The following is a 16903-nucleotide window of genomic DNA, read 5'->3' on the forward strand; positions in this document are numbered from 1 at the left end:
CCGCGGCCGTCCGCCCCCGCTCGGCACCGTCGCCGGAGCGTCCGTGGCCGGTACCGCCGCCGTCCTGACGACGGTGCCGGTGCCGACCGCGGGCCGGCTACCGGGCGACGGGGTCGACGAGCACGCCCTCCAGCAGCGCCGCCAGATACCGCCGGGCGGTGCTCGCGCGGGCCGCGGGGGCCGCGTGGACGGTCGCGGCGTAGGCGACGCCGCACATCAGCGGCACCAGGTCCTCGGGCGTGACGTCGGCCCGCACCGCACCGGCGTCACTGGCCCGTTGGAACAGCTGCCTGCCGACGGCGGACAGGGTCTGCCGCAGTTCGGTGGTACGGGGCAGCGCGTCGGCGGGTGCGGCGGTGACGGCGGACAGCGAGGTGTCGGTGACCTGCGCCTCCACGGTCCGGGCGAGGAAGCCGGTGAGGGCGCGCGCCGCGTCCTCGTCGGACAGGGCCGCCTCGCCGTGGGCGGCCAGCGCCTCGAGCCCGGGGGCGGCCACGGTCTCGAGCAGGGCCTCGGCGGTGGGGAAGTGCCGGTAGACGGTGCCGACGCCCACCCCGAGGCGGCGGGCGATGTCGTTGAGCTGGAGTTGCGTGCCCTCGTCCAGCACGCCCCGGGCGACGGCGACGATCCGTTCCCGGTTGCGGGCGGCGTCCTTGCGCCGGGGAGCCGTCGTCATGCCGGGAAGTCTAACCGGATGACTCATCCGCCACCCGGCGCGGTGCGGTGCGGGGCCCGCTCACACCGTCCCGACGGGCGCGAGGCGCTCGCTGAGGCGGCGCACGGCCTCGGCGACGCGCGGGTCCGCCGCGACCCGTGAGGGAGGCACGGGTTCCACCCCGGCTCCGATGACGATGCCGGTCCGGCCGGTGAGCGAGGGGGCGGTGGCGGCGTGGACCGACGACCTGGCCGCCAGCGAGGCCGGGCCGGACGTGGAGCGCTCGAACCTGCGCCGCACCAGCGGCCAGAGCAGCCGGAGTCCGGGCGAGACGATGCGCGGGTCGTCCATGGTGCCGCGGGTCATGTCGGTCGCGGCGCCCCCGGGGTCGGCCGCGAACACCGAGACGCCGCTGCCGTCGAGGCGCCGGGCCAGTTCGAGGGTGTAGGCGAGGTTGGCGAGCTTGGCCCGGCCGTACCAGTGGAAGCCGTAGTAACCGCCCGGCGGTTCGACGGCCTCGAAGGTGCGCCTGGCGACACCGACCGCGGCCGAGGTGACGTTGACGATCCTGCTGGGCGCGCCCGCCCGCAGGGCCGGGACCAGCAGTTCGGTCAGCAGGTACGGCGAGAGGTGGTTCACGGCGAAGGACGCCTCGATCCCGTCGACCGAGTCCTGCCGGCGGGGGAACATCGCTCCGACGTTGTTGACCAGCACGGCCGGCGGGCCGTCCTCGCCCAGCCGGGCGGCGAGGGCGCGGACCTCGTCCAGCGAGGCCAGATCGGCGGCCAGGAACCGGGCGGGGTGCGCGGGCGCCGTCGCGTCGATCCGCTCGACCGCGTGCGCGCCGCGCACCCGGTCCCGTCCGACCACGGTGACCGCGAGACCGGCCGCCGCCAGCCCCAACGCGGTCTCCAGTCCGATCCCCGCCGTTCCCGCCGTGACGACCGCGGTCCGCTTCATGGCACCACCCGTTCCTGTTGTGCGGATAGGTTATCCGTTTGATGGTCACCGTAGCAGATACGGATTACCTATCCGTTTTGTGCGCGGGAAGCTGCCGGACCGCCGACCCCTCGCGGCGGGAACCGGACGCCCCCGGACCTCAGGTACCGGCGGGCCTCAGACGCCCCCGGCCCGGGCGCCGGCGGACTGCTCCAGGTACCGGGCGGTGATCAGGTGGGAGAAGCCCATGATGGTCTCCTGCGGGCTGACGCCCGTCGCCCCCGGCAGGACGCTCGCGTCGCACAGCCGCAGGTTCGTGAAACCGTGCGGGCGCCCCAGGAGGTCGCACACTCCGCCCAGGGCGGGCGGCCCCGTCCGACAGGACGCCATGGCGTGGACCGAGATCAGGTCCCAGCTCTCGGGCCGGCCGTGCAGCGCGAAGTCGGCCGTCTGCGCGGCCGTCGACAGGCAGGCGGGTCCGGGCGGCAGCAGTTCGACCGCGCCGGCCTCCAGGAGGAGTTCGGCGGTCTGCCGGAAGGCCCAGCGGAGCAGTTCCCGGTCGCTCGCGGTCAGGCGGTGCCGCAGCAGCGCGCCGAGGCCGGGCACCGCCAGCAGCCGGGCGGTGCCCCGGACGCTCACCTGGGTGGTGTAGACCGCGACCCGGTCCAGCTGGGCCAGCATCCGGTCGACGGTCCCGGCGGGATGGGCCGCCAGCGCCGCCGCGAGCGACCCCGGCGTCAGGTTCCCGGGCATCACCCGCACACCCCGGTCCGCGAACTCCTGCAACTGCGCCGTGAAGATGGTGCCCTCGCCCGCGCGGACGGGCTCGTCGAACCGCGCCACCGTACGGAAGTTGACGTGGAACGCGATGGCTCCGCCCGGGCCGCGTCCCCCGATGGCGCTGCGCCGCAGCAGCAGCGCGCTGCCGACCGGACCGGCGGCCAGGAACACCGTCCGCGGGAGGTAGCGCAGCCGTTGGCCGTCGCGCAGGGCGTGCACGGCCGTGACCCGGGTGCCGTCGTGTTCGAGCCGGACGACCCGGGTGTCGGGTTCGACGACCGCCGCGAGCCGTTCGGCGGCGGGCAGGTAGCTCACCAGCATGCTCTGCTTGGCCCCGGTGGGGCAGCCGGTGACGCACCGGTTGGCGTGCCGGCAGCCCCGTACCACCCGGCGGGCCGGTGCCCAGCGCCAGCCGAGCCGGTCGGCCGCCTCGGCCAGCAGCACCGAGTCGCGGTTCCCCCCGCCGGGCTGCTGGTCGACGACACCGAGGCGCCGCTCCGCCTCGGCCAGGTGGGGGGCGAGGTGGTGCGCCCGGTAGCCGTCGACACCCGCGGCCGCCCAGCCCTCCAGCAGGTGTTCCGGAGGACGCCAGAACAACCCGCCGTTGACCACGGTGGTTCCCCCCACGCAACGCCCCTCCCCGAAGGGGATGGTGGGCGCGCCGTGGATGGGCAGCAGACCGCCCTGGCGGTAGAGCACACGCAGGTTCTCCGCCGGGGACGCCCGGGTGATCCACGCCTGCGGCACGCGCGGGCCCTCCTCCAGGACGCGGACCTCCCGGCCCGCGCCGGCGAGTTCCAGGGCCGCCGTGCTGCCCCCGGCCCCCGAGCCGATCACCAGGGCGTCGCAGCGGACGGAACGGACGGCCCCGGTCATCGCGGCCCCCGACGCGGTGCGGTGGCGGATCCGTGCGGCAGGTCGAGCGGAGCGCGGTCCTCCGCGGCGCCGGACGGCGGGCCCGGCGGAGCACCGGGCAGTTGACCGTATACAGCGCCGTCCGGAGCACCGTCCAGCGCCCCGTGCAGGGCCAACGCGAGGCTCACCCTGAGCAGTTCGGCGCAGCCGGGCACCGCGGACAGCCGGTCGGCGACCCGTCGCGGGCGGGTCCGGTCCGCGGCGCCCCGGAACGGGCCGGTCGGGACCGCGAGCACGACGGCCGCCGGGAACACCCGCATGAGCAGGGCGAACACCAAGCGGTACGGCCCCGGGAGGGCGGCCAGTGTGGCGGCCGTGTGCCGGACGGCGGCAGCCCGGCGGGCGGGTTCGGACAGCAAAGTACAGCGCCCCGCCCAGAGCGGCGGGAGCCCGGCGGAGCACACCCGCCGCTCCCAGACCCGCACCCGCCGCTCCCGGACCCTCACCCGCCGCTCCCGGCCGCGCGGGCGACGGTGCTCCGGCGCGGTACGGAACCCTTCGACCGGTGCCCCGGGACGGGCCGCCGGGGCGCTCATGCGGTGACCTTCTCCCTGACCAGGCCCGCGAGGAGGCGGGGCATGCCCTTGGCCAGCACCGCGTCCAGGGCCTCCAGGAAGACGTCGAGGTCCGAGTCCACGGCCACCAGGGGAGGTGCGGCAATCAGCGGGAGGTCGTGGTTGGAGCCGTAGTAGGTGAGCACGCCGTGGTCACGGTAGAGCGCGGCGACCACGGCGGCGGTGGCCAGTTTGGCCCCGGCCTGCGGGTCGCGCGCGAAGGAGGACGGCAGCAGCCTCAGCGCGTGGTCGAGAGTGGCCGGAACGTGGCGCAGGACGACGCCCTGGAGAGCACCCGTGCCGCGCACCTCCGCGATCAAGTGCGGGTGGCCGGCCGCGAGGGCGGTGAGGCCGCGGTGCAGCCGCTCGCCGAGGTGGCGCGCCCTGGCCGGGTAGTCGTCCTCGACCGCGATCGCCACGGCCTCCAGCGCGGTGACCGTCTCCTCCCCGAATCCGTAGTAGGTGGTGCTGTGCAGGGTGGCGTCGGGCAGCGAGTCGTAGGCCCGGCGGAAGACCGGCTCCCTGGCCACGTAGCCGGAGATGGACGCCTTGCCGCCGCCGAAGGACTTGGAGGTGGTCACCACGTCCGGGACCAGGCCGCGGTGGCGCATGAAGTGGAAGAGCGAACCGGTCCTGCCCCAGGAGGTATAGACCTCGTCGAAGATCAGGACGATGTCGTGCTCGGTGCACAGCCGGCGCGCCTCGCGCAGGAACTCCTCGGAGCACTCACGGAGGGCGGAGGCGCTGAAGGGCTCCAGGACCAGCGCGTAGACGTCGCTCCCGCCCTCGGGCGTGGTGTGCCGCTCCAGGGCGAGTTCGAGCGAGGGAAGGTCGCCGAAGGCGAAACTGTCCGTGCCGGGGATTCGCGGGAAGGTGAAGTGCACCTCCGGCGAGGCGGTCAGGCTTCCGGCGCCGAGCAGTTTCCCGTGGAAGGCGATGTCGGTGTGCAGCACCGTGCCGCGATGGCCGCGGTGGTACTTGTAGGCCATCTTGAGGGCGCCCTCGACGGCCTCCGCACCCGAGTTGGGGAAGTAGCTGACATCGAGGTCCCCGGGCAGCAGCTGGGCCAGGTTGTGCCCCAGCGCGGCGACGTACGGCGAGAAGTAGTTCTTGTGCACCTCCATCCGCCGCAGTTCCTGGAAGCGTCGGCGGGCGGCCAGGATGCGGGGGTGGTTGTGGCCGTGGTTCAGCACGCCGATCCCGCCGGTGAAGTCCAGGACCCGCCGCCCGTCCCGCAGGGTGATCCAGCAGCCCGAGGCGCTGTCCACGGCGTCGCGGCCGAATCCGAAGGCGGAGAGCAGGGTCACCTGGCCCCGGCTGACATGACGACGGTAGAGCTCGTGCACCCGCGCGACGGGCATCCGCTCGCAGTCCTCGGTGCTGATGAGGGAGTTCATGGCGTCCCTTCCCCGGGACCGGACTCCGGTCCCGTGCCGTGCCGCCGCGCCGCCGTGCCGCCGTACCCGGCGCACCCGCCGCGCACGGCGTGCCCGGCGTCAGGCGGTCATGGATCGATCGGGTGCGGTACGGGGAGCGGTCCGGATCCGGTCGGCGATCAGCCGGCCGACGTTCCGCCCCTGCCGCACGGCGTAGTTGGTGCCCCGGTCCTGGGGGTAGACCTGGGCCATGCTGGCCAGGTAGAGCCCCGGCACATCGGTCTCCGTCGCCGGGATGCGGTCGGAGTAGTGCGGGGTGATGACCGGCTGGGCGTGATCGGCCCGCCAGACGTGGTGGCTCCGGACCCACTCGCGCCGGAACTGCGGGAACATCCGCCTCAGGTGCGGCAGGCTGGCCTCGAACACCGCGTCGTCGTCCATCCGGTACAGCTCGGCACCGGTCGGGAGGTAGGCGGACAGATAGACCAGGTGACGTCCGGCGTAGGCGTCCGAATCCTCGAGATTGGTGTGCTCGATGACACCGACGTACGGGAACGACGGGTCGGTGACGTTGAGCCAGTAGGTGTCGGACAGGGAACGGTCGTTCTGCAGCACCAGGCACAGATTGGCGAGGTAGGGGATCTCGGACAGCCGCCGGCGGACGGCGGGCACGTCCGGATGCGGCGGCGGCCCGACGGGGGCGGAGGCGGGGGCGGGGGCGAGGAAGCCGGCGAGCAGGTCCGGTGCCGTGGTGGCCAGCACCCGCCGTGCCGGCAGCACGCCGCTCCCGGTGCGGACGCCGCACACCCCGTGCTCGTCGGTGAGCACCTGCCGCACCGGGGTGTTCGTACAGATCCGCACTCCCAGTTCGGTCAGCCGCGAGACCCACGCGTCCAGCAGTGCGGCACAGCCGCCCCGCAGGTAGTAGAGCACCTCGCGGCCGCTGTGCGACCGGCTGCCGCCGCGCAGGTGGAGCTTGGTCCACATCCAGGTGGCGCCGACCTCGGTCGCGTACTCGCCGAACTTGCCTTCCAGCAGCGGACGCCAGACCGTCTCGTAGACCTGCGGCCCGCTCAGCCCGACCAGCCACTCCCGGGCCGTGAGGTCCTCGAGGTCCCGCCAGTGCTTCACCCGGTGGGCACGCACCGCGGACCAGCCCAGCCGGACCCGGCCGGGCAGCGGGAGGGGCGCGAAACGCAGCACGTCCCACGGGCTCGACAACCGGTACACCGAGTTCGCGTAGTAGACGCCGGTCCGGGTCCGGTGCGGCTGGAGCAGGTGGGAGCAGCCGAGTTCCGCGCACAGCCCCCGGACCTCCAGGTCGGAGGAGAACCAGTGGTGGTAGAACCGTTCGAGCCGGGCTCCGCCGACCTCGAAGGACCCCGCCAGGCCGCCGACGTACGGCTCGCGCTCCAGCACCCGGCAGGCCACCCCGGCCAGGGCCAGCTCGTGGGCGGCGGCCAGACCGGTGAACCCGCCGCCGATCACCAGGACCTCGTCACCGGGCGCCGGGTCCGGGGTCCGGCCGCCCCGCGCTGCCGCGGCCGCCGTCGGGCCGCTCACGAGGCCGCCGCCCGCGTCGTCCACCCGGCCCGCTCCGGCCGCTCGGTCCGTGCTGTTCGCACCGTCCGTTCCGTTCCGCCCGTCCGTTCCGTTCGCTCCGTTCCGTCCGTCCGTTCCGTCCACTCCGTTCGCTCCGTCCGCTCCATTCGCTCCATTCGCTCCGTCCGTGCGGCGGACCGGCCCGGCACCGTCTGGCGGACCAGGTACACGGGACGCCCGCGGGTCTGGTCGTACTCCTGGAACACGTAGTCCGCCAGCACACCGAGGCACAGCAACTGGACGCCCAGCGCCCAGGTACCCCGCGGTGCCGCGCGGCCGGTCAGGGCTCCGGCGGCCGCCGCACCGAGCACCGCGGCCGAGGCCAGCACCGGGAGCCGCGCCGGAACGGCGGAGCAGCTCATCAACGCCTGGTGCGCCAGGGCGAGCTGACGGCCGATGCCGTACTTGGACCGCCCCGCCGACCGGGGCCGGCGAACGTACTCCACCGTGGTCTCCGGGAAGCCGGCCCAGCTGATCTGGCCGCGGAGGAAGAGCCTGCGCTCGGGGAGGGTCGCGATCAGGTCGACCACACTGCGGTCCAGCAGCCGGAAGTCACCGGTGTCCCGCGCCACCGGCTGGTCGGCCAGCAGGTCCAGGGTCCGGTAGAAGGCGTAGGCGGACCCGCGTTTGAACCAGGACTCCCCCTGCCGCCGGGTCCGCCGGGCGGACACCACGGGCCAGCCCTGCCGCCACCGCTCCACCAGTTCGGGCACGACCTCGGGCGGGTCCTGGAGATCCGCGTCGATCATCACCACCGCGTCGCCGGCCGCCTCGCGCAGGCCCGCCAGCAGTCCGCACTGATGGCCGAAGTTCCGGCTGAACCGCACCAGGTGGACCCTGGGGTCGTCGGCGGCCAACTCCCGCAGCACTTCCCAGGTACGGTCCGTGCTGCCGTCGTCCACGAAGACCAGTTCGTGGTCGGGCGGCTCGTGGTCGGGGCCGACCGGACGGCTCATCACCGCCGTCAGCCGCTCGTAGGTCGCGGGCAGGACGGCCTCCTCGTTGAAGCACGGGACCACGACGCTGATCAGATACCGCGGACCGGGTACCGGGCCCGCGTTGTTCTCGGACATCACTGCTCCTTCGGATCCTCCGGGCGCGCTTCTCCGTCCGGAGGCGATGGCTGTGGGAGGTGGCGAAGGTGTGGGAGGCCCGGGCGGCGCGGGCCTGACCTCGCCGGCGTCGAAGGCGCCCTCCGCCCCACCGCCGCCGAGCGGTTCCGGCTGCGGGGACCCGGTGATCACCGGTCCCGTCGATCACCGGTCCGGGGGGTGGGGGGAGGGCGGCGTACCGTCTCGCCGAGGAGACACCGCCGGACAGGGAGGGCATCCGAACCGCCACGGGCGTTTCGGGCTCCCAAAGGACCGTAGCACCGTAGTCGTCCCCCGGCCTGCGGAGCGACCGCCCACCCGCTGCGACCGACCGGTGCCGCTCCGGTTGCCCCCGGCCGCGCACAACCGACACCATCGAAGGTGGAACCGGTCGTTCCAGTGACTCCAGGACCCTCCAGTGACACCAGGACCAGTGACACCAGGAAGGCGACAACCGATGGACGCCACGCCACAGCAGCCGCTGCGATACGCCGTCGGACTGCCCAACCGGCGCGAGTACGCCGACCCCCGGCTGCTCCGCGAACTGGGAGTACTGGCGGAACGGTCCGGCTGGGACGGCTTCTTCCTCTGGGACGGCCAGGTCGCGGAACACCCGGACGAGCACGTCACCGACTCCTGGACCACCCTCGCCGTGATCGCCGCCGACACCGAGCGCCTGCGCATCGGCGTCATGGTGAACGTGCTCGCCCTCAAGCACCCCGCCGAAGTCGCCCGCGCGACCGTCGCACTGGACCTCCTCAGCGGCGGACGGCTGATCTTCGGCGCCGGCCTGGGCTCCTCCGCCGCCGAGTTCGAGGCGCTGGGCCAGAACCCGGACCCACGGGTGCGCGCCGAGAAGCTGGACGAAGCCCTGGACGTCCTCGACGGCCTGTGGACCGGCCGCCCCTTCACCTTCCGGGGCCGCTGGTTCACGGTCACCGACCTCACCTTCCGGCCGGTGGCCCCGCAACGCCCCCGCATCCCGGTCTGGATCGCCGGCACCTGGCCCGCGCAACGCCCCATGCGGCGGGCCGCGCACTGGGACGGCGTCTTCCCCACCCGGGCGGGGGTGGGTCACACCGAGATGATGCCCCCCGCCGACCTGGCAGCCGTGGTCTCCTACGTCCGCGCCCAACGGCCCTCCCCCGACCAGCCGTTCGACGTCGTCATGGAGGGCCGGACGTCCGGCGTCCACCGCGCCGCCGACGCGCTCGTCGTCGCCCCGTACCGGGCGGCCGGCCTCACCTGGTGGGTGGAGAAACTCGGCTGGTTCAGCGGCCCGGTCGACCTCGTCCGCACCCGCATCGGAGCCGGCCCGCCTCGCCCCACCGCCCCGTGATCCGATCCCGCCCGCGCCCGACCGTGACCGCGCGCGACCGTAACCGCGCGCGGCACCCGGGTGGCACAATGCGGGAAGGTGCCTGCCCAGCCGCCGAGGGAGCAGCAACGTGACGCAGCCCGACTCCGTCGACCCGTGGAGCTCCTTCCTCTCCAGCGCGCAGGGCCCCCCGTCCGGGAGTTCCGTCCAGTCGGGCGCCGCCCCGGAGGGCGCACCGCTGTCCGACAGCGCCACCGAGCTGCTCCGGGCGGTCGCGGCCTCCGGCCCCGTCACGGTCGACGGGCTGCGGGAGCGGTTCGGGTTCAGCGCCCTCCGGATGGCGCAGGAAGTGATCGTCCTGCGAGACCTCGGGCTGCTGGAGGTGCGGACCCAGGACGGCGAGGACTCCCTCCGGCTGACCGAGTCCGGCACCAGGTTCGCCGCCCGCTGGCTCGGCTGACCCCGCCGGAGGCGACAGTGCTCGGATACCTGGTCGCCTGCGGCCTGGCCCTGCTCGTCGGCCTGGCCGAACTGGTCTCCCGCTACCGCGACCGGCCGGCCGCCCTGCTGCGGGTGCCGAGCGCCTGGACGTACGCCGCCATCAACGCGGCCTCCGCCGGCAGCGCGCTCTACCTCGCCCGCACCTTCGACTGGACCTTCGGCGCCTCCGGAGCGAGCGGCGTGGCCGCCACCCAGGTACTGGTGGCCGCCTTCGGATCACTCGCGCTCTTCCGCAGTTCGCTCTTCACCGTACGGATCGGCCAGCAGGACATCGGCGTCGGCCCGAGCACCGCGCTCACCATCCTGCTCACCGCCGCCGACCGCGGCGTCGACCGGGCCCGGGCCCGCGAGCGGTCCCGACAGGTCGCCGCCATCATGCACGGCGTCTCCTTCACCAAGGCCCACCTCGCCCTGCCGACCTTCTGCCTCGGCCTGCTCCAGAACAGCCCCGCCACCGAACAGCAGGAACTCGGCACGGCCGTCAGGTCCCTCGCCGGAAGCACGATGACGGATGCCCAGAAATCCTTCGCCCTGGGCCTCCTGCTCATCAACATCGTCGGAGCCCCCGTCCTCACCAACGCCGTCGAGGCCCTGGGCCCCGAGATCACCACCGGCTAGCACCGGCCGCCCGCCCCGGTGAGGCACCGACGAGCGGGCCCGCCCCGCAGACTGAGCTACCCGCGCCTCCCGACCGTCACGGCCACGAGGGCGGCCGATCGGCCGGTCCGCGCCAGACGCAACTTCTTCGCATTAAGCTGTGGGCATGAGCGCCCGAGCAACCACACGCCCCGGCGGGCGCAGCGCCCGCATCCAGCAGTCCGTCCACCGGGCCGTCCGCGAGCTGGAGGCGGAGGTGGGGCGTGACACCCTCACCGTGCCGCTGATCGCCGCCCGCGCGGGAGTGACGCCGTCCACCGTCTACCGGCGCTGGGGCGACCTGCGGGAACTGCTGTCCGACGTGGCCGTCGAGCGGCTGCGCCCCGACGCCCCGCCGGCCGACCGCGGCAGCCTGCGTGCGGACCTGGAGGCGTGGGCGGCGCAGTTCGCCGAGGAGATGTCCTCGACGGCGGGCCGCACCTACGTCCGCGACGCCCTGCAGGGGGATCCGGAGCAGGGCAACGCGATGCGCTGCTCCGACTACGCCGCCGAGCAGTTGAAGGCAGTCGGGGTGCGCGCGGCCGGGCGCGGGGAGGCCGTGCCCGATGTGGAGACCCTGCTGGACACCGTCGTCGCCCCCCTGATGTATCGCATCCTGTTCCGCCCTTCGGAGCTGTCCACGGCCTACACCGACCGGCTCGTGGCGGCGGCACTCGGCCTACCTTCCATCTAACGCAAAACGTTTGCATTTAGGCATGAGAGGTGCTCCCTGCTCAGCGTCGTGGCCCCGTTCTCCCTCCCCCACCGCCCACCCCTGCTGGGCCGCCGCGGGCACCGTCGAGCGTACAACGGCGTCAATGACGCTGCTGGACAGGAGAGTTGATGCGTCCTTGGGAACGACCCGCAGAGCCGGAGCTCCTTCCGCTGTTCGAGTCGTCCGACCAGGTCAGCGGTTACCGGCGAGCCCGGATCGAAGGCACACCTCTCGACTTCCCACCCATTGGGCTTCCTCGCGGCGCACCACAACCTGGACGCCCGTGTGCTCGACGGTCGATGAGACCCTCGTCCGGCCGCCGGTCACTCCGCCCTTCGAATACCTCTTGGCATTGGCCGATGGAATCTGGCCGAACCATCCGAAACGGTAAAACAGGATCGGGGGGGAACGATGACGGACACAGCCCGCTCGACGGCCGCGGCGGACGCGGGCGCGACGGCCTCCCGGAGCCCACTCGCGGATCCCGTCCTCGTCCTGCTCGGCCTGGCGGCCGTGGTGTTCGGGCCGCTGCGGGGCCGTCGACCACCGCAGCACGGTGACCCGCCGTCACGCCCGTCACCTGGAGGAGCGCCGCCCGGCTGCCCGCCTCGCTGCGCCGGCCGGTGCCCGCCCGCCGCGCCCCCGGGGCCCGGCGCACGACCGGACTGCTCCTCGCCGTCGCTGGCTGCGCCCCCCGTCGTCCGGGTCGCAGGCAGGTGTTCAACCGCCGCCGCGCAGCGGTTGAACACGGGCGCCGCATGAGAAGTTCGTATTCGCTGTTCCCGGCTCGACATGCGCACGGCCTCTTTGTGACGATTACTCAGAAGTCTGAACGCGACGACCTGGTCCGGGTCTCCAGGCGGGGGGCCCTTGGGACTAGTGTCGTCATGTCCATTAACACCAGGGGTTCGGAGAATCCCCACTCTCCGACTCGAAGGGGGAAGCGCGATGAATCACGTCCACGGGAGCAGACGGCTGACGGAGCCTCCGCGGAGGGGACGTCCGGACACCGGTTCCTGAAGGTTCACATACGGGGGATGTCGCTGTGATCCATTCGCTCACCGAGTTGCTCGACCGTGCCCACGAGGAGGACGCCGCTCACCGCACCGCCCAGTCACCCGGCCCTCACCAGCCCCTGACTTCTACCAGAGGCGAACACCAGATCACCACACTCGCGATCGGCTCGCTCCGCCCGGCCGACTCTCCGCGCCTGGGCGGGATGGACGAGGAGCACATCGCCCGGCTCGCGAGCGTGGAGACGCCGCTGCCGCCGATCCTGGTGGACCGGAGCACCCTCCGGGTGATCGACGGAATGCACCGCCTGGTGGCGGCGCTGGCCCAGGGACGCACCACCATCGAGGTCGAGTTCTTCGACGGGACCCCCGAGGAGGCCTTCCTCTGTTCCGTCATCACCAACGTCACCCACGGCCTCCCCCTCTCGCAGGCCGACCGGCGCGCGGCGGCCGCCCGGATCATCGCCTCGCAGCCGAACATGTCCGACCGGGTGATCGCCCGGGCCTCCGGGCTGGGCGCCAAGGCGGTGGCCACCATCCGGCGGGCCGCCTCGGACAGCCTGCCCCCGATGACCTCCCGGGTCGGCATGGACGGCAAGGTCCGTCCGCTCGACGCCGCCGACCGCCGGTACAGGGCAGCCAAGGTCCTGGAGGACCGGCCGGACGCCTCCATCCGGGAGGTCGCCCGGATCGCCGGGATCTCCCCCGCCACCGCGAGCGACGTGCGTCGGCGGATCAGGGAGGGCCAGGCCCCGGTCCCCGTGCGGCTGGCCGCCGAGAAGCCGGCCCGCGGCGCCGAGGTTCCCGCACAGCCCACGGCCCCGAGCCAGGAGCGCAGACCCGACCTGCCGGTCGACGCGACGGCGATCATGAAGCGGCTGCTGCGGGACCCCTCGCTGCGCCACAAGGAGGAGGGGCGCCGGCTGCTGCGGCTGCTCCAGCAGAACTCGATCGCCTCCCAGGACTGGTACAGCCTGACGACCGCCGTCCCTCCGCACTCCGCGGCGCTCATCAGCAGGATGGCCCGGATGGTCGCCGACTCCTGGCTGGGCCTGGCCCAGGAACTGGACGGGCACGCGCGCGGCGGGGCCCGGGACGCCTCCTGACCCCGGGCCGCCACCGGGGTGGCCGGGTGCCCGCGCCTGCGGCATCCGGCTACCCCACCGGCCATTCGCGCGCCACGAGCGCGCGTTCCAGGGCGCCGGCCTGCGCCTCGGCCACCGCGAGGTGGACCAGGGCCGTCCGGCCCGCCTCCGGGTGCTCCAGGCGGACGTCGGTGACGTTCGCCCCGGCCCCCGCGACGTCCGCGAACAGCCGCGCGAGTTCGCCGGGCCGGTCGCCGATCGGCACAGCGAGCGTCCGGCTCCGCACCGGCGGACCGCCGCGCCCACCGAAGACGCCGGTGCCCTCCCCGTTCCACTCCCCCAGCAGCCCGCGCATCATCCCGCCGTCCTCGCGCCCGGACGTCCCCGGCTCACCCGTCCTGCCCGGCGCCGCCAGGCCGCGCAGGCCTGCCGCCGCCTCCCGCAGGTCCGCCGCCCACTCGTCGACCGCATCGGCGACCGCCGTCGCGTTGGCCCGCAGCACCTCGCCCCACAGCTCCGGGTCGGCCGCCGCCGTCCAGGCGAGGTCGCCCGTTCCCGGACCGGACAGCTCCGCGGTGTCCCGGCCCGCCCGCCGCACCCGCTCGGCCAGCAGCCTGGCCACCACGTACGGCGCGTGCGACAGCAGCGCCAGCGCCCGGTCGTGCGCGGCCGCCTCCATCACCACCGGGACGGCGCGGCACAGCGCGACCAGCTCCAGCACTTTGTTGAGGGTCTCGGTGCCGGCCTCCGGCCTCGGGGTCAGCACCCAGCTGCGGCGCTCGAAGAGGTCCGCCCGGGCGCCCAGCGCGCCGGGCCGCTGCCCGCCGGCCAGCGGGTGGCCGCCGACGTAGTGCACCGGGTCGCAGCCCAGCGCGACGGCGTCCCGCTCCGGCCCGGACTTGACGCTGGCCACATCGGTGTAGTGCCGCGCCGCCCCCCTGGTCTGGAGGCCGGCGAGCACCCCGCCGACCGCCCCGGGCGGCACCGCCACCACGGCCAGGTCCACCGGCCCGGCCGGCTCCTCGGCCAGCCCCGCGCCCAGCGAGGCCGCCGTCAGCTCGGCCGTCCGGTCGACGTCCGACAGGTACACCTGCACGCCCCGGGTCACCAGTGCCAGGGCCACCGAGGTCCCGATCAGCCCGGTGCCCACGACCAGCGCGGATCGCATCGCCGTCCCCTACCGCTCCGTGGTCCCGGCCGCCGTCACGCCGGGACCGCCTCGATCAGGCTGAGCGCGAACGGCAGCTCCACCACCCGGCGCACGGTCAGGCCGGCTCGGCGCAGCAGGCCGAAGTACTCCGCCTCGGTGCGCTCCCGGCCGCCCTGGTGCAGGGCCAGCATCCGCATGTCCAGTTCCTTGCCGAGGTGGGGGCGGTCGTCGTCGGGCAGCAGCATGTCCAGCAGCAGCACCCGGCCGTCGTCCGGCATCGCCGCGCGGACGTTGCGCAGAATGGTGACGGCGGTGTCGTCGGCCCAGTTGTGGACGATGTTGGACAGCAGGTAGGCGTCGGCCGGCGGGACCGCCTCGAAGAAGTCCCCTGCCACCAGCTCGCACCGGTCGACGACCTGCTCGCCGGCCAGGAACCCGCGCGCGCCGGCCAGGACGGACGCCAGCTCGAAGAGCACCCCGCGCAGCCCCGGGTTGGCCCGGAGCACCGTGGCCAGGATGGTGCCCGACCCGCCGCCGATGTCGGCGAGGGTGCCGGTCCCGGCGAAGTCGTAGCGCTCGACGACCGCCGCGGCGATCGCCCGCGAGCGCGTCACCATGTGGGCGTCGAAGTGCTCCCGGGCCTCGGGGTGGCTCTCGAGGTAGGCGTAGAAGGAGCCGAACTTCGCCCCGAACGGGGACTTCCCGGTCCGCACGGCGTCCGCGAGCGAGCCCATCGCGTCAATGAAGTCGGGCGCGCCCTGGGGTATGACCACCGAGCGCATCGAGCGCTCGTCGCCCGCGTCCAGCGTCCGGCCGGCGTCGGTCAGCGCGTACCGCGTGCCGCCCTCGCCGTCCGGGACCGAGCGCACCACGCCGAGGGTCGCGTTGGTGCGCAGCAACCGGGCCAGCGCGCCCTCGTCCACCGCGCAGAGGCCGGCGAGCTCGGCCACGCCCATCGGCCGCTCGTTCAGCCGGCGCGCCAGGTCGAGGTCGACGAACGCGTACAGCGCGGAGAACCGCCACTGGCCGCGGATCACCTCCCAGATGACGGCCCTCGGGTCGTCGCTGCCGACCACGTCCTTCACCGCCCCGGGCGCGACGTCTCCGGGCGCGACGTCTCCGGGCGCCGGCAGCGGGCGGGCGCCGTCGGTGGGGTGGACGTCGACGTCGGTGATGGCCATGACTCTCCAGAAGGTGTGGGAGGTATCCGTGAAGGCGCCGTGAGTGGCGGGAGGACGGCGGATGCGCGCGTCGTCCGCCCGGTGCCCTGCCGGGTGCCACGGGCGGGGCGGTGGAGGTGGAGGACCCGGCCCCGGTGGAGCGGCGGTCCGGACGAGGGGCCGGCCCGTGTGGGTGGCCGGCGGCTCCGTTGGCCGCAGGAAGAAGTACCGCGGCCTGGCGCCCATCGAAGGTATCGCGGGCACCGGAGCCGATCAACTACCCTCTGTGCGACCGGCGTTCAACTGCAGCGACGGCGCAGTCGAACGTGACCGCGCCGTCCGGAGGGCGGGCGGTCAGGCGGTCAGGCGGTGCGGAGCTCCAGGGTGCAGCACTTGACGCTTCCGCCGGCCTTCAGCAGCTCCGTCAGGTCCACGCCGATCGGCTCGAAACCGCGCTCCCGCAGCTGGGCCATCAGCCCCACCGCCGACTGCGGCAGCAACACGTGCCGCCCGTCGGAGAACGCGTTCAGGCCGAACACCGCGGCGTCCTCGGCGCTCGCCCGGACCGCGTCGGGGAACAGCGTCTCCAGGACCCGCCGACTGGAATCCGAGAACGCCTCCGGGTAATACATGATCTCGTCGTCCGAAAGCACGCTGAGCGCGGTGTCCAGGTGGTAGTGCCGGGGGTTGACCAGGGTCAGCGAGACCACCGGGAGTCCGAAGAAATCCTGCGCCTCGGCGTGCGAACGGCGGTCGGTCCGGAATCCCGAACCCGCCAGGATCGTCCGCCCGGCGAGCAGGTAGTCCCCCTCGCCCTCGTTGATGTACTCGGGCCAGTGGACGGAATCGAAGCCGTTCTCCTCGAACCAGCGCAGATAGGCCGGCCCCTCGGCGGTGCGCTCCCGGTGCCGGAACCGCGCGCCCAGCACCCGGCCGTCGACCACGGTCGCGCCGTTGGCCGCGAACACCATGTCGGGCAGGCCCTGTTCGGGCGCGATGACCTCGACGGTGTGGCCGAGGCCGACGTACAGGTCGCGCAGCTGCTCCCACTGGGCGACCGCCAGGTCCCGGCTGGTGGGCTTCTCCGGGACCATCCACGGATTGATCGAGTAGTTGACGTCGAAATGGCTCGGCGGGCACATCAGCAGGCGCTTCGGAGTCATGGTCCGGACATTCCGGGAAGCCCGGGCGGGGACCGTTTCGGTGAGGTCGTCGATCAGCAAGATGAAATCCCCTCGGGAATCTGTGGAGCCGTCCGGAGGGCCGAACGGCGAAAAATGTGACGGTCATTCACGGTAGGGAATTCCGCGGCGGCCCGGCAAGCGTGCCCGCCGGAACACCGGCGGCCCTTCCCGAGGGGGGTACGGGAAGGGCCGCCGGAATCTCCCGCGCCCGGCCGCGGCCGGGCGGCGG

The 16903-nt window shown here is 73.8% G+C and carries 15 protein-coding genes; 5 read left to right on the plus strand and 10 right to left on the minus strand.

Features of this window, described 5'->3' with window-relative positions; translation table 11 throughout:
• Window positions 1-97: 97 nt before the first annotated feature.
• The 7 genes from BLU95_RS11230 to BLU95_RS11260 form a co-directional block, all read right to left on the minus strand.
• Window positions 98-676, minus strand: coding sequence for a TetR/AcrR family transcriptional regulator (locus BLU95_RS11230; protein WP_093859896.1), 579 nt, complete (start codon window positions 674-676; stop codon window positions 98-100).
• A 60-nt stretch (window positions 677-736) separates the two neighbouring features.
• Complete coding sequence (locus BLU95_RS11235; RefSeq protein WP_093859897.1) at window positions 737-1615, minus strand: SDR family NAD(P)-dependent oxidoreductase; 879 nt, start codon at window positions 1613-1615, stop codon at window positions 737-739.
• 156 nt (window positions 1616-1771) lie between these two features.
• The gene (locus tag BLU95_RS11240; protein ID WP_093859898.1) at window positions 1772-3250 is read right to left on the minus strand and encodes a GMC family oxidoreductase N-terminal domain-containing protein; all 1479 of its coding nucleotides are present in this window, start codon (window positions 3248-3250) and stop codon (window positions 1772-1774) included.
• A complete protein-coding gene (locus BLU95_RS11245) occupies window positions 3247-3825 on the minus strand; it encodes a hypothetical protein (RefSeq protein WP_159424857.1) in 579 nt (192 codons plus the stop codon). The genes BLU95_RS11240 and BLU95_RS11245 overlap by 4 nt, the downstream gene beginning before the upstream one ends.
• On the minus strand, window positions 3822-5240 hold the full coding sequence (locus BLU95_RS11250) for an aspartate aminotransferase family protein (protein ID WP_197698747.1): 1419 nt from the start codon (window positions 5238-5240) through the stop codon (window positions 3822-3824). The genes BLU95_RS11245 and BLU95_RS11250 overlap by 4 nt, the downstream gene beginning before the upstream one ends.
• Window positions 5241-5339: 99 nt before the next feature.
• A complete protein-coding gene (locus BLU95_RS11255; RefSeq protein WP_197698748.1) occupies window positions 5340-6806 on the minus strand; it encodes an NAD(P)/FAD-dependent oxidoreductase in 1467 nt (488 codons plus the stop codon).
• Complete coding sequence (locus BLU95_RS11260; protein WP_197698749.1) at window positions 6779-7894, minus strand: glycosyltransferase family 2 protein; 1116 nt, start codon at window positions 7892-7894, stop codon at window positions 6779-6781. Before BLU95_RS11260 ends, BLU95_RS11255 begins: the two co-directional genes overlap by 28 nt.
• 475 nt (window positions 7895-8369) lie before the next feature.
• On the opposite strand from BLU95_RS11260, the gene BLU95_RS11265 reads away from it, so the two are divergent.
• The 5 genes from BLU95_RS11265 (at window position 8370) to BLU95_RS11285 (ending at window position 13201) form a co-directional block, all read left to right on the plus strand.
• Entirely contained in the window at window positions 8370-9251 is an 882-nt protein-coding gene (locus tag BLU95_RS11265) for an LLM class flavin-dependent oxidoreductase (RefSeq protein WP_093859900.1), read from the plus strand.
• 109 nt (window positions 9252-9360) lie between these two features.
• A complete protein-coding gene (locus BLU95_RS11270; protein WP_093859901.1) occupies window positions 9361-9690 on the plus strand; it encodes a helix-turn-helix domain-containing protein in 330 nt (109 codons plus the stop codon).
• A 17-nt stretch (window positions 9691-9707) separates the two neighbouring features.
• A complete protein-coding gene (locus tag BLU95_RS11275) occupies window positions 9708-10349 on the plus strand; it encodes a hypothetical protein (protein WP_093859902.1) in 642 nt (213 codons plus the stop codon).
• Window positions 10350-10494: 145 nt separating this feature from the next.
• A complete protein-coding gene (locus tag BLU95_RS11280) occupies window positions 10495-11061 on the plus strand; it encodes a TetR/AcrR family transcriptional regulator (RefSeq protein ID WP_093864799.1) in 567 nt (188 codons plus the stop codon).
• 1066 nt (window positions 11062-12127) lie between these two features.
• On the plus strand, window positions 12128-13201 hold the full coding sequence (locus tag BLU95_RS11285; RefSeq protein WP_231978521.1) for a ParB/RepB/Spo0J family partition protein: 1074 nt from the start codon (window positions 12128-12130) through the stop codon (window positions 13199-13201).
• A 49-nt stretch (window positions 13202-13250) separates the two neighbouring features.
• Here BLU95_RS11285 and BLU95_RS11290 read toward each other — a convergent pair whose 3' ends face one another.
• The 3 genes from BLU95_RS11290 to ddaH form a co-directional block, all read right to left on the minus strand.
• Window positions 13251-14348: a prephenate dehydrogenase gene (locus BLU95_RS11290; protein ID WP_093859903.1), complete on the minus strand. Its 1098-nt coding sequence runs from the start codon at window positions 14346-14348 to the stop codon at window positions 13251-13253.
• Window positions 14349-14383: 35 nt separating this feature from the next.
• Window positions 14384-15511, minus strand: a complete 1128-nt coding sequence (locus tag BLU95_RS11295) for a methyltransferase (RefSeq protein ID WP_107452520.1) — start codon at window positions 15509-15511, stop codon at window positions 14384-14386.
• A 341-nt stretch (window positions 15512-15852) separates the two neighbouring features.
• Complete coding sequence (gene ddaH, locus BLU95_RS11300; RefSeq protein WP_353653580.1) at window positions 15853-16710, minus strand: dimethylargininase; 858 nt, start codon at window positions 16708-16710, stop codon at window positions 15853-15855.
• Window positions 16711-16903: the final 193 nt, after the last annotated feature.

It is taken from the genome of Streptomyces sp. TLI_053 (genome assembly GCF_900105395.1).
Classification (GTDB): domain Bacteria; phylum Actinomycetota; class Actinomycetes; order Streptomycetales; family Streptomycetaceae; genus Kitasatospora.

Coding starts and splice junctions, on each gene's coding strand:
- BLU95_RS11290 (WP_093859903.1), bottom strand. CDS start 14,348: ATGCGATCCGCGCTGGTCGTGGGCACCGGGCTGATCGGGACCTCGGTG.
- BLU95_RS11250 (WP_197698747.1), bottom strand. CDS start 5,240: ATGAACTCCCTCATCAGCACCGAGGACTGCGAGCGGATGCCCGTCGCG.
- BLU95_RS11295 (WP_107452520.1), bottom strand. CDS start 15,511: ATGGCCATCACCGACGTCGACGTCCACCCCACCGACGGCGCCCGCCCG.
- BLU95_RS11265 (WP_093859900.1), top strand. CDS start 8,370: ATGGACGCCACGCCACAGCAGCCGCTGCGATACGCCGTCGGACTGCCC.
- BLU95_RS11240 (WP_093859898.1), bottom strand. CDS start 3,250: ATGACCGGGGCCGTCCGTTCCGTCCGCTGCGACGCCCTGGTGATCGGC.
- BLU95_RS11230 (WP_093859896.1), bottom strand. CDS start 676: ATGACGACGGCTCCCCGGCGCAAGGACGCCGCCCGCAACCGGGAACGG.
- BLU95_RS11280 (WP_093864799.1), top strand. CDS start 10,495: ATGAGCGCCCGAGCAACCACACGCCCCGGCGGGCGCAGCGCCCGCATC.
- BLU95_RS11260 (WP_197698749.1), bottom strand. CDS start 7,894: ATGTCCGAGAACAACGCGGGCCCGGTACCCGGTCCGCGGTATCTGATC.
- BLU95_RS11235 (WP_093859897.1), bottom strand. CDS start 1,615: ATGAAGCGGACCGCGGTCGTCACGGCGGGAACGGCGGGGATCGGACTG.
- BLU95_RS11245 (WP_159424857.1), bottom strand. CDS start 3,825: ATGAGCGCCCCGGCGGCCCGTCCCGGGGCACCGGTCGAAGGGTTCCGT.